This is a genomic window from Frankia sp. CgKIO3, assembly GCF_977946435.1.
This window is the reverse complement of sequence record NZ_CDWTMO010000133.1, coordinates 1-11,764: the sequence shown is the minus strand read 5'-3', so window position 1 is coordinate 11,764 and position 11,764 is coordinate 1. Positions and strand designations below refer to the sequence as shown.

Genomic DNA, 11,764 nt, shown 5'->3' with positions numbered 1-11,764 from the left:
CGGCATTGAGGCTAGTGCCGGATCGGTGTGCCCGCTGCGGACGTGGGCGATGATGCGTTCCTGGCGGGATTCGCGGAGCATTTCCTGGGCATCGTCGTATCGTGCTGCGTGCGCTGCTGCTTCTTCCCAGCGGCCGGCGGCCACCAGGTTTCGGGTGCCATCGTCGAGCATAACGGCGCGCATCCATTGAGCGGCTTTTTGGTACTCGCTATCCGCCGTGATGAATCCGCGGAAGGAGATGCGCTCGCCGTTGATCAGGGCGTCGCTGCCTGTGCGGGCTGCCCGTTCGATCTCGTTCAGCTCGTGGTGGGCACCGCCGGGATTTCCGGCCCGGCGGGTAAGACGGGTCAGGTTCACCAGCGGCTGTAGCGCGGCTATGATCACGCTGCCAGATAGCGGCAGTGCGGCCTAGAATATGAGGAACTGGCGTCGGCACAGGTCAACTGCGAGGTCGGGAACACCGCAGTCGGCCGCAATCAACGCCGACAGGTTCCACACCGTGCAAGCGAGATTGATTCGGTCGTGGGGGTCGGTCGGCTCGTGGCAGGACTCCGCGCACTCGCGTACGCTGCGCACCCGAGCTTCGAGGTCTGTGCAACGAAATCGGTGCTGCTCGACAAGAGGAAAACGGGCCACGGCGCGTTCCGCGTCGCCATCGACCGTCAATGTCGGCCGCCCCCGCTGCATCGTTGTCCCGATACGTCGCATCGCTGGCAGGGGCTTGGTCGCTCCGGTGGGCGGGCCCAGGATGGCGGCACGCGCCGCCCAGGCCAGCGTGCTCTGTGTTCGGCTTGGCAATCCGAGGCGGTTCCAGTGAAAGATCGTCAGGTAGCTTGCCACGTCTCGGAGGCCCCGCTCCAGCGTGCCCGTACGAGCTGCGCTGCCGAGGCTCTTCCCGGCTTGCCGGGAAGGTATCGGCCCAGCCCGCCGCATAGGCGAGAGGACCGTCTGCGTGCAGCAGCGGCCCGTCCGGAGTCGTGTCGACGAGCATCAACCGTTTGAGGTCGCTGATCATCGCCGTCAGCTTCGAGGTGGGGACGTCGGCGGGCAGGGGTCGTTCCAGAGTGACCCGGTGCCAGACGTCGCCTTGTTCGTACCATTCCAAGCCCGCTGCGCGCAGCAAACAGGTGCTCAGGAGCAGCGATAGTTCACGTCGGCCGAGCTCGGCGTCGGGATTACGGCTCAAATTCATGATGGAGTTGCTGTCAGCGCAGAACAGCCTGTGGGCGATGTCGATGCCGACCCCGCCGCCGAAAGCCGCTGTCTCTGCCTCGTATGTTCCTGTCCACCATCGGGCGATCCTGCCCTCGGTGACGAGCTCATCGAGGGCGGCCGCGGTGCTTGCCTTCATCACAGTTCCGGTTGGTCCTGGTCGGAGGCGAATCCTCCAGCAGGGATATTTCCGCATGAACCACCATGCAGCGACGATGCCGCAGTTTCCGGCACGATGGAGTAGTGGCGCGATGTAACGGGCAGCGGCCTGTTCGGCGGCGTGCCAGTCGGTGAACTCGATGTAGATCTGCCATCAGTCGGAGGCGACCTGTTGGTGAAGGGCCTGTCGTCCGGACCGCTGGTAGATGGCGGCGGCCTCAGCCAGTTCCGCTGGCTTCATGCGCTCGTCTCCGGCGGCCTCGTTCAGCGGTATCCCGGTCAACAGCTTCAGAACGGCATGCTCGACATCCCTGTCGACGAGTGAGGCGCCTTCGGTTCCGCTTTCTTCTTCCGTTGCTCCGGGTGTCAGTCGATCAGTAGACACGCATCCCACCCAGAGCGCGGCGCGACAGCGTGCGCGGCAGTGTGCAGGGTGAGGGCCGTGCCGGCTGTCCCGTTCAGGAGCCCGGGGCCGGCAACGGGCTCGAAGTCAGCTAATCGAACCAGGTTGTCAGCCAAGCACTGCAATTGGTCGGCAAGTGCCGGTGTTGTGGCATCGTGAGCTGCGCGCCAGACTGTCTGATACACACCGGCCCAACCGTGGCACAGTCCACCGTCTTTGATCCGCCTCAGCTGAACGGGATCGTTGAGACACTGGAAAAGCGCCTGTTCATACTTCTGCTGGCGGCGACCGTCGCCGAGAGCGAGCGCCGCGAGCTGGCCCGCGCGGGCAAGCCCGGGAGTGCCGTAACACCAACTGGGACGCGCCGGGCCGGGCTGGCTTGTTCTGCCCTGACGCAGGTCGGGCAGAGTGATCCATTCCGGCCACCAGGGTCCGGCTTCGCCGTCCTGCTGCCAGGCGTCGAGCCAGGCGCAGATGTTTATGATCGTATCGTGCTGTCCGTCGACGACGACACCACGCCGCATCGCCCGACTGAGCAAGGACAGCGGCCCGGCGATCCCGTGAGCGAGGCCCAAGTTGCTGTGCCCACCGGGGTAGGCAGGGGAGGCGCGGCGGTGCGGATCGTGGTTGACCCACCAGCCCGGCAGCATCTGCCCGTCGATCCGATGCGGCTTAGACAAGGCGACGAGGTAGGCGAGAACCCGCTCCATTGCGCTGCCCTGGGGAGCGCGACGCAGTAGCAGCGCGCCGATCCCGGTCAGACCGAAAAACACGTCGTACTCGCGGAACCCTGGCAGTCTCCCGGCCGCGATGCGCTCCATGGCTGCGTCGGCTCGGTGGTGGGCGATCGCGGCGACGTGCCCGTCGATGGCGGCGAGGGCGCCGCGGTAGCGGCTCGGGTCGCTTCCTGCCGCGGCGTCCAGCATGAAGGTGATCGCTGGGGCGCCGAGGTACAGGCCGGTGTTGTCTGTGATGTTGGCCGGCGCGGCGACCGCGCTGCGGATCCAGCGGTCGGCCTGCTGCCAGGTGCCGAGCCCGGCGTGGGCGCGTTCGATGTGGAGCAGGACGATGCCCGCGCTGCCTTTCGTGAGGGACTGCGGTGCCCAGGGTTCGCTCTCGGGCGGGGGCTCGGGCAGAACTAGCCGCGCGGCGTAAAGATCAACGGTCTGCGCGATTCCCGGAGGGGTGCTCGTTGAGGTCGCCACTCATGTCTCCATGCGGTGGGCGGTGTGGCGCAGCGCGCAGGCCCGTGCGAACCGGCCGGTGGCTCGTTCGACAGCCGGGTCGACACCGACAGCGCGATTGTGGTGCAGGTGCAGGAGCGATCGCAGGACCGGCATCGGGTCGCGTTGGTCAGCGAGGGCATCTCGGTATGCCGCCAGCGCACTGGCGCGGGTGCCCCAGGCGGCCAGGACATCGCGTCCGCCGGGCAGGGATTGCAGCCGCGTCCAACTGCCGTGCGGGTCGGCTAGTTCGAGTGTCTGTTGCCGTAGCGCGGGGTCCAGCCTTCCGTGTTCTTGGCGGAGTTCGCGGATCAGCCAGTCCAGCCCGTCTTGTGGGGACCCGGCGTAGATCACTGCCAGGTCGAGCGGGCAGCGGCCAGGGCCTGGGGATGCACGCCTGCGCGGATGGATGCGCTGATCTGGGCGATGGCGCAGGCCGAGTCGGCGGCGAAGACGTCCTGGACGTGGCCCAGGGCTGGGCTGTGTCCGTAACGTCCCGACTGGGGGTCATAGGTGGTGAGCGAGACGTGCGCGAGCAGGTGTTGTCGGCGCAGATCGTCGGCCCACCGGGCGAGGCATGCGGCGGCAGAGCCGTATGCGGAGGGCTCCGATAGCCAGAGGTATACGGCGAGGTACTGGTCTATCTCTGGTCTGCGCATTTCGCGGTTCCGCCGAAACCACCAGCGCGGCCTGTGGACGCCGAAGGCGTCGATCATGTGGGGAAGGTGTTGCGTCAGGAGTTCCTCGACGCGCGCCGGATGCCCGTACAGGTGCGCGGACACGACCGTGGACTCGCCGGGGAGATGCCCGGCGTCGACGGCCACGACTCGCCGTGTGCTGATGCCTGGCCCGGGATCTGTGGTGGGCTGCGGGTCCAAGACCATGGGGATCAGCACCTCGTGGGCACGCCCCAGCCAGGCCACGTCTTCCAGGGTCGACGTCTCGCGCAGTTCCAGGCGGTCGGCGCGTTCCAGCCGGGTGCGCAGCAGGAGACAGTGAAGCGGGTGGCCGAGGTCCACCGGCTGCCGCCGGTCGTGCTCCACCATCGCGACATGGCCGGGAACCCGCCACCGGCTGCGCCAGTCTTCCAGCGCGGCGTCCCACTCGGCCGTCGAGGCGCCGCGGCCGGGAAGTTCACCGGCCGCTAGCAGCCACCGTGCCGGAGACAGCACGGTGCGCTGGTATCGAACGCGTGGAAGGTAGGGAAGCTGTGCCGCCGCGCCGAAGCGGAATGCCTTGTACACGGCGGCTCGGGCGGTGGTGATCTCAGCAAGGAACCTCGCGAGCGGCGGGGTGTGCACGCCGGCCTCCAGGGCGTGGGCGACCCGCGGTTCGACGTACCGGCCGGTGGAGATCTGGGCGAGGTAGAAGCGGCGGTCGTCCACGCTGACCGCGAGGTCCGTCAGGGGGATCAGGCGTTCGTCGCCGTCGGGGTATTCGGCCACGGGGATCATGTGTGTCAGGAGCTGCTGCGTGCGCGCGACGTTCTCGTTGCGCCGCTTACGCGGGGCGAAGGAGAGCTGCGCGGGGATCGCGTCGGTGCCGGCCGCAGCGAAGGTGCCCGCGATCAGGTCGCGGCCGTCCGCTGGCAGCAGGTGGGCGTAGCGGCCAGCCATGCTGCTGCCGGGCCGTGGCGTGCCGGTCACCGCCACCGTGAACCGGCCGCGGGCCAGCGCCTCAACGGACATGGAGCGGATCTCCACGGCCACCTCGACCCGAGCAGGCAGGTGCACGTCGGCCGGATCGCTGACCGCAAACTCCTCGATCATCTGATCAGTCAGGACGATTTCGCCGCCGCCGGACAGCGTGGCCCGTTGGATCAGCGCCAGTAGTTTCTCGTCACGTTCACTCACCTGCCGAGCGGCACGCCCGCGCGCCGAGCCCAGATAGTCGGCCGGAACTCCCAGGCCACTGTCGGAGATCAGGTCCATGACCGGCACGAAGGCGCCCGTCCCGTAACGGACCCGGAACCGGGAGTGGTAGTCCCGCCAGACGGGATAACCCAGCGGATACGGTGAGAGTCGATAGAGGACCTGGACGGCGTTGCGGGCTTCCTGGGCGACCTGGTCCGGTATGTGAACGTCGCACTCCAGGATCGTGTCGACGATTATGGGTACCTCGGCGGCCTCGCTCAGCGCGTGCATCTGCTTGATCATGGCCGACCTTGACCCGAGAACCTGGCTGGTGGCCGACACCTCCTTGTGGATCTCGAACATCGAACGGACAAGATCGCTAACCTCTGGAATGCTGTGGGCGTCAACGGCCTCCAGCTGAGCGCACGCATGGCCGAGTGCATCCAGGCAGGTCATCGGCGCTGACAGATTGCTCAGCAGGATCCCTTGGTCGAGCAGACCCGTGAGCATCTCGTCGATCCGCTGCGCGGGGGCACTGGGGAAGCGCTCCATGAGCAGTGTTCGTAGCTCGCTGAACGTGACCGGTTTCCGCGTGGCCTCCAGCGCGGCGCAGACCGGTCGACTGTGGCGCACGGACACCTCGATCGGCGCCAACTCGTCAGCTATGTGCCATCCGGCGTCGGCGCGGGCGCTACGAAGCGGTCACCGCGCACCAACCCGGCACCGTTGACGACCACAGACAACCGCTCCCGCAGCGTCGGACACCGTTGCAGGCGCGCGAGGACATCACCGAGCCAGCCCGCGTCAACCCGGGCCTCGACCCGGTGATCGCGACCCCACCGCACCTTCGCCCCAGCATCGATCCGGGCCAGCGCGACTCCGGCGAACAGCCCAAAGGAAGTGGGACGGCGCTGCCACCGAAGCAGATAGGACGCTACGGAAAGCACGGTCCGGCGAACCGCTCGCACGTCATGACCACTGGAGGTCAGAACGGTGTCAACCTGCTGAATCAGCGCGGGACTCGCCTGAGCGATCGCCGCGCGAATTTCCTCGCGCCGCCACATCGCCGACAGCCACGCCGACCCTTCTTCCACGGCGTCGGTACCGAACAGGTCCAGGTCCGCTGGCAAGTCCAATCCGCCCGGATCGGTGCTCGCACGTAGTAGTGCTGCACCGGCCCACTGGTACATCGCTGGAGATCTCACCGCCATGCCGCCTCCCGGGGCGCTGCTGCTGTACGGGGGCCGTGGGTCGGGGAATGCACCGACGACCCCCGTACAGGTCAGGACGGGTCGTCGGCGAACGAGTTGCAGGAGCTGTCGTTGCCCGAGCAGGTGTTGCCGCATCCGTCATCGGTGGGGCAGTCCCCCATGATCGGGCCGTACGCCACGAGCACCCGTACATCCAGCGTGTACTCGTCGTCCTCGCCAGGCCGTTCAGCCAACGCCGTGGCGCTTCCAGACAGCGAAACCTCTGACATATGGATCATCCTCCTGCTAGGCGTGATGTTGCACCCCGGCCGGCCGCAACGCTCGCCGCTCCCGGCCAGGAGATCGTGATCCGGCTGTGCTTCTTGTCGATGACGCGGCCAGCCGGCAGCTGGTCATCGGCGGTGCCTGCGGGGTCAACGCGGAACTGTGGCGAGCTGTGGCGGTGTTCCCGCCCCCAGACCTGGAGCTGCTCGGCAACCTGTTCGGCCAGCTCGGACGCGCACGGACCGAAGGCATGCACACCGAACTCGACGTCCACCGAGTCCGCCGCACCGCGCGTCGTGACATAGGCGAGGGTGTCGTCGTCGACGACGGCCACCGCGGCGGAGTGACTGCCCGGTGGGGAGAGCAGACCCGTGTCCAGCTTTCTGTCCAGCACAACGCGACAGAAGCCCGGCAGCACGGTGGCGAGCCACATCTGCGTACCGGCCCACGGTTCGAAACGGCCGATCGTGACCCCGCTCCAGACCTCCACCCGCGGCGCGTCGAATACGCCCTCCAGCAGGCCCGGCTCGGTCGGGGGCCCCTCCTCGAAACGCAAGGTGATCTCACCCCCGCGTAGGACCAGCAACGTGGTCTGGTGCGCTCCGGCACCCTGGATGGGCACGAAGCCGAACAACCGGGACGCCCGACTGAGCAAGTACTCGTTGGCTCGCTCGAAGGTGATCACACGCGACAGGCCCCGCAGCTGCAACGGCACCGCCAGACGACCGCCCTCGGCCAGCTGAGCCACCCAAGCCGGCGGAACATCCCACGCACCGACCGTGACCAAAATACGGTCATAAGGGGCATGCTCAGGCACACCGAACTCGGCGTCGGCGAGCACAACGTTCACCTGAGGGTAGCCGACCTGCGCGAGAAGATGGCGCGCCCGGTCGATGACGTCCTTGTCGATGTCGACCGTGGTGACCTGACCTGCCGGACCGACGAGCTCGGCGATCAAGGCAGCGTTGTACCCCCCAGAGCCGATCTCCAAGATCCTCATGCCGGGGGTGATCGCAGCCTGCTCCAGCATGTACGCCTGGACCTGCGGAGCGGAAACCGAGCTCACAGAACTTCCAGCGTCGTCGCGCTTCGTAACTACTCCGTTGTAAAGCTGGTAAGCCTCCTCCAGCTCCACCCCCGGTGCGAAGGCTTCCCGACGGACCTTGCGCATCGCGGCCTCGACCGGCCGCGAGGTGATCGTGCCCTCGGCAAGAAGATCGTCAACCATCTTCCTGCGCAGCTGCGCTGCGCGATCGAGGCCGGAGACGTCGCTGTTCGGCTCTACGGGTGAAGACACGTCGGTCACACGATCTTCCTTGTCGTCGGCGGGTACGGTGGCGAGCCGTATGGCCGTCAGCGGCTCGTTGGCTCGTCCGGTTAAGAATGCCGGCCACGATCACGATCGACCAGGCCAGCAGCTACCCGTGTCGATGGTCATCGACCGACTATCTGGACACATCCTGGACACTGTGGTGGTCATCCCTTCACTGTCCGTCGATGAGGTCAAAGAGAGTCTGAAGCGCCTCCGCCAAGGACATGGCCTGGCTCGCCCCACCGCGCTTCCTACCGTGCTGCCTGAGCTGCTCCGGGCCCGCCTGGCAGACGGCAGGGTGAGCGAGCCTGCATCGGCGCAGGAGGTCACGCTGCTCGTGACCGCGTTCCGGCAAGCCGTCGAGGGGCTGGCCGACGACGAGCGCCTGTGCGTCGAGGTCGACTTCAACCTGAGCGCCGAGCATCGGTACCCAACGCTCACCGAGCGACAAGAGTCGCTCGCGCGCCAGCAGAGGTGCGCGGCGAAGACCGTTCGTCGCCGCGCCGACCGAGCGCTGGACACCCTCGCCTACATGCTGTTGACGAACGGGCCATCGACCGTCACGTCGACGGTCAGGAGCCCGGCAACGATCTCGTCCCCTGAACAGGATCGGTCGCCGGTCGATCACGGCGAGCCCTGGGGCGAGGACCTGAGAGCGTTCTGGCGACTCTCCCACGGGGCACGCATCGATATCGCCTGCTCGGAGATCCCCGAGGATGAGCGCCCAGAGTACGCCTCGCCAGCCGACCGTAACTACCTCCGTTATGCGAAGTTCGCGGATCTTGACACGTTGATCTACCTGCGGACCCGATTCGCCCGGTTAGCCCCGACCGTGACGATTCGAGACTTCGCCCCCTCGGAGTACTTCGACACCCAGGCCGATGTCCTCGTGGTCGTCGGCGGACCGCCGTGGAACGCCAAGTACCGCGAGTTTCTCCCGCGGCTGCCGTTCTTCTTCGAGCCCCATCCGCTGGGCGCGGACGATCCCCTGGTGGTACCCGGCATGAACGGGCTGGTTCTCGGTCCACGCTGGACCGAGCGCAACGAACTGCTGGAAGATCTCGCCGTCTTCACCCGGCTCACGCTCGCCCAGGGCACCACCGTCTTCCTGCTCGGAGGCTGCCTCACCCTCGGGGTACTCGGTGCCGCCCGTTGCCTACTGGAGGCCGAGCGCGGTGCACGCAGTTCCCGCTACATCACCGAGCATGTCAACGACGCAGACTTCGTCCTGGTCACCGAAGCCCGGCGGATCGGCGGCCTCACCGATGTAGCCGACCTGACCCGGGTCCCTCCGCTGCTCCTGCTCGCCCGCAGCAACAACGAACCCTTCGCCGTGCACGTCGACAACTCCGACCGCTACCTTCAAGATCAGTCCGGAACGGAAGTCCACCACATTGATCACTCCCGCTGATCTTCGTACCTATGTGATCAACCTGCTTCGGCGACCTGACCGGCGGGCACGGATGACGCACGTGCTTCCGCCGGAGCTCAAGGCGACGTTCACCTCGGACTGGCGCGGCCTCTTCGACGGCCTGAACCTCACCCGAAGCCAGCTCGACGCTGCCGGCTACACCCTCCTTCCCTGGCAGATCGAGTCCGACAATCCCTGGTGGGCCAGACCCCTGAAGTACGGCGAGATCGGCTGCACACTGGCGCACCTGGCCTGCTGGCGCCATGCCGCTCAAACCGGTGACGAACCATTCATCGTCTTCCTCGAAGACGACCTCGTCATCCCGGACGCCTTCCTCGACCAGCTCCTCGCCGGCCTGCACCAGTTGACCCGCCACGGCCCCTTCGACCTGCTCTACCTCGGCCGCTTCCCCCTCGAACCCGACCACGACCAGCCGGTCCTGGATGGATTCGTCTCGCCTGGTTACAGCCACTGCACCTTCGGCTACCTGCTCACCAGGCCCGGTCTCGGCCTAGTGCTTGCCGCCCACATCGAAGAGGCCGTCGTGCCGGTCGACGAGTTCCTGCCCGCGCTCTACATCGACCATCCGCGCCCTGATCTACGCGCCCGGTTCCGCCGACGGCTGACCGCCCTCGCGTTCGAACCACCACTGGTCTCCCAGCGCCCCAAGGATGAGGCCGGCAGCGACACCGAACGTTCGGCTTTCGTCGAGCCCAGAGACCGGCAGCCAGAACAGGGGGCGGCGAACCGTCGCCGTTAGCGGGGCGGTCGCCCAGCGGCCACATCCGGCCGACCGTGGGCAGCAGAGGACAAGGGTCGCTCCGCCTCGCCCCCTTCGCCTGAGATGACCTACGTCATAGCCTGTCTGTCTTCGCCAGAGCCTGCCAGTGGCGGATCAAGCCTTGCAGCCGGCGTCCTCGCCACCGCTCGGCCGGAACGTGGACGTTGATGCCCGTAACCACATGATCCGGTGCAACGCCCCGGGTTACCACGGCGCCCGCGGCAACGTAGCTGCATGGGCCGATACGGACGCCGCCCACCACCCTCGCGCCGTAGCCGACCACGGAGTCAGCTTCGATCATCGGAGGCTCCTCGTCGACCTCCCACCAGCCTTCGTGGGGACGGGCGTACTCGTGCACGAGATCGCCCATCATTGTGGAGCGATCGCCGATGGTCGTGCCGTCACAGACGAATCCCGCCACGCAGGCGTCCACGCCGATCGCGACACGATCACACACATACGCTCCATAGGCGACACGGGTTCGTTCGCCGACCACGCAGTTGTAGCCGATCCGCACGCGGTCCTCGATGACGCAGTTCGCGCCGATCCAGACCCCTTCGTGGACCACGACCTGATTACCGATCACGCAGTGCGCCCCCACCACCACCGGTTCCCCGGACGAGGTCGAGCCGGACCCCTTCTGCTGGGCCCGCAGGCGCGCCTCTTTCGGGTAGCCGAAAACGCAGTGCTCGCCCACCACGGTGCTCTCCTCAATGTGCACCGGTGCATACAGAGAGGCGATGTTCATGCTCGGCCCTTGTCGCCAACGAGCCACCTCACTGTGACTGCGACTGCCTCGTCCTCTCGTTCTCGAGTGTCGAAGCCGTGATCCGAACCTTCGACGGTGTGAAACTCGGTGTGGGGTCTGGCGCAGGCTGCCTGCCACGCGATCTCGTACGAGACCGCGGTGTCCCGATCGCCGTGTACCACGAGCGCCGGTGCAGCGGTCGCCATCAGGGAGTCCAGCGGCCGATAGTGATCAAACTCGTCGAACAGCACCCGGCCGACCTCGAACTCCCCGTCGAGCACCAGGAACCCCTGACCTGACAGCAGCTTCTGCTGATCGGGGCCGAAGTTCTCTCGTCCCCACGGCAGTTCCGGTGTCAGGAATGTCCGCCGGAGGTCGAGTACCGGATTCCACAGGACGAGCCTGTTCAGGCGGTCGGCCAACCAGGGCAGCGAGAGCGAGGCCGATACCGCTCCGAAGCTCGACGCCACGATCGACAGGCGACCTGGCAACTGCTCCTCCGCGTACTCGACCGCGGCCTGGAGGTCGAGCAGCTCGCCGGCGATCGTCACGCCACGCTGGGTCCCTCCGCTTCCCCCGTGGCCGCGGAAGGAGAACCGCAAAACATGAAAGCCGGCGTGTGCAAGTCGATCAGCGAGTCGGACGAACATGCCGCCCTCGGTCATGTTTGCGTTGATTCCATGTAGCTGGATGATCACCCCCCGGTGCTGTCCTCCGACGGCTGCATGCACCGCGCCCTCCAGCCGTACTCCATCGATCGACGTCAGCTCCACCCGCTGCATCTTCCGCTGCTCCCTGTCATATTTCCGGCCACCGGCAACCGAGCCAGCGCTCCTCCTACGACCAGGATGACCGCACCGTCGCGCCCGACGTTCCACCTTTCGATGTCTGCCGTTGGCGGGCGCCCACCCAGCCGGCCTGCGCTAGCAGGTGGGAGCAGCGCACGATCTTCGGCGACGCGCCGCTGCCGGCGGATTAGAGCGTGTCTCACGTGGCCGCTCCGGGTACATGTCTGATCATGGATGTGATGGGGAGCAGCCTTGCTCCGCGGCTGGTCCCGGACGATCTGTGGAAGCTGGTCGAACCGCTGCTACCCCGGTTCGAGACACGCCCGCAGGGCGGTAGGACCGCCCCGGTCGAGGACCGGGCGGTGTTCACCGCGGTGGTGTACATGCTGACCGCTTCGC

At 66.9% G+C, this 11,764-nt stretch carries 12 protein-coding genes and 2 pseudogenes; 3 read left to right on the top strand and 11 right to left on the bottom strand.

The genetic code is table 11. From position 1 onward, the window contains the following. The 3 genes and pseudogenes from AC08OJ_RS14735 to AC08OJ_RS14725 all read right to left on the bottom strand — a co-directional run. Window positions 1–384 (bottom strand): annotated as a pseudogene (locus tag AC08OJ_RS14735) (hypothetical protein); the annotation flags it as partial. 24 nt (window positions 385–408) lie between these two features. Beyond that, window positions 409–840: a hypothetical protein gene (locus AC08OJ_RS14730; protein WP_476593496.1), complete on the bottom strand. Its 432-nt coding sequence runs from the start codon at window positions 838–840 to the stop codon at window positions 409–411. Between the two features lie 232 nt (window positions 841–1,072). Beyond that, window positions 1,073–1,465: pseudogene (locus AC08OJ_RS14725) on the bottom strand (thiopeptide-type bacteriocin biosynthesis protein); the annotation flags it as partial. Window positions 1,466–1,543: 78 nt separating this feature from the next. Between AC08OJ_RS14725 and AC08OJ_RS14720 the strand changes: the two are divergent. Further along, entirely contained in the window at window positions 1,544–1,696 is a 153-nt protein-coding gene (locus AC08OJ_RS14720) for a hypothetical protein (protein WP_476593495.1), read from the top strand. 41 nt (window positions 1,697–1,737) lie between these two features. Here AC08OJ_RS14720 and AC08OJ_RS14715 read toward each other — a convergent pair whose 3' ends face one another. The 6 genes from AC08OJ_RS14715 to fxlM form a co-directional block, all read right to left on the bottom strand. After that, window positions 1,738–2,979: a lanthionine synthetase C family protein gene (locus AC08OJ_RS14715; RefSeq protein ID WP_476593494.1), complete on the bottom strand. Its 1,242-nt coding sequence runs from the start codon at window positions 2,977–2,979 to the stop codon at window positions 1,738–1,740. Continuing rightward, the gene (locus AC08OJ_RS14710) at window positions 2,980–3,351 is read right to left on the bottom strand and encodes a thiopeptide-type bacteriocin biosynthesis protein (RefSeq protein WP_476593493.1); all 372 of its coding nucleotides are present in this window, start codon (window positions 3,349–3,351) and stop codon (window positions 2,980–2,982) included. Beyond that, entirely contained in the window at window positions 3,348–5,504 is a 2,157-nt protein-coding gene (locus tag AC08OJ_RS14705) for a lantibiotic dehydratase (protein WP_476596004.1), read from the bottom strand. The genes AC08OJ_RS14710 and AC08OJ_RS14705 overlap by 4 nt, the downstream gene beginning before the upstream one ends. 8 nt (window positions 5,505–5,512) lie before the next feature. Beyond that, a complete protein-coding gene (locus AC08OJ_RS14700; RefSeq protein WP_476596003.1) occupies window positions 5,513–5,980 on the bottom strand; it encodes a lantibiotic dehydratase in 468 nt (155 codons plus the stop codon). A 152-nt stretch (window positions 5,981–6,132) separates the two neighbouring features. Next, window positions 6,133–6,330 (bottom strand): FxLD family lanthipeptide, encoded by a 198-nt coding sequence (gene fxlA, locus AC08OJ_RS14695; RefSeq protein ID WP_035958751.1) that lies wholly within the window; start codon window positions 6,328–6,330, stop codon window positions 6,133–6,135. A gap of 5 nt (window positions 6,331–6,335) precedes the next feature. Beyond that, a complete protein-coding gene (gene fxlM / locus AC08OJ_RS14690; RefSeq protein WP_476593489.1) occupies window positions 6,336–7,631 on the bottom strand; it encodes a methyltransferase, FxLD system in 1,296 nt (431 codons plus the stop codon). 304 nt (window positions 7,632–7,935) lie between these two features. Between fxlM and AC08OJ_RS14685 the strand changes: the two genes are divergently transcribed. Both AC08OJ_RS14685 and AC08OJ_RS14680 read left to right on the top strand, forming a co-directional pair. Continuing rightward, window positions 7,936–9,048 carry a hypothetical protein gene (locus tag AC08OJ_RS14685; RefSeq protein WP_476596002.1) on the top strand — a complete coding sequence of 371 codons (1,113 nt, stop codon included), beginning with the start codon at window positions 7,936–7,938 and terminating at the stop codon, window positions 9,046–9,048. A gap of 13 nt (window positions 9,049–9,061) precedes the next feature. After that, window positions 9,062–9,808: a glycosyltransferase family 25 protein gene (locus AC08OJ_RS14680; RefSeq protein WP_476596005.1), complete on the top strand. Its 747-nt coding sequence runs from the start codon at window positions 9,062–9,064 to the stop codon at window positions 9,806–9,808. A gap of 94 nt (window positions 9,809–9,902) precedes the next feature. Here the strand turns inward: AC08OJ_RS14680 and AC08OJ_RS14675 are convergent, their stop codons facing one another. Both AC08OJ_RS14675 and AC08OJ_RS14670 read right to left on the bottom strand, forming a co-directional pair. After that, window positions 9,903–10,529 carry an acyltransferase gene (locus tag AC08OJ_RS14675; protein WP_476593486.1) on the bottom strand — a complete coding sequence of 209 codons (627 nt, stop codon included), beginning with the start codon at window positions 10,527–10,529 and terminating at the stop codon, window positions 9,903–9,905. 44 nt (window positions 10,530–10,573) lie between these two features. After that, window positions 10,574–11,359 carry an alpha/beta hydrolase family protein gene (locus AC08OJ_RS14670; RefSeq protein WP_476593485.1) on the bottom strand — a complete coding sequence of 262 codons (786 nt, stop codon included), beginning with the start codon at window positions 11,357–11,359 and terminating at the stop codon, window positions 10,574–10,576. Between the last annotated feature and the right edge of the window lie 405 nt (window positions 11,360–11,764).

Bases quoted from the DNA above. Each gene is read 5' to 3' on its own strand.
- fxlA (WP_035958751.1), bottom strand. From the start codon at position 6,330: ATGTCAGAGGTTTCGCTGTCTGGAAGCGCCACGGCGTTGGCTGAACGG.
- AC08OJ_RS14670 (WP_476593485.1), bottom strand. From the start codon at position 11,359: ATGCAGCGGGTGGAGCTGACGTCGATCGATGGAGTACGGCTGGAGGGC.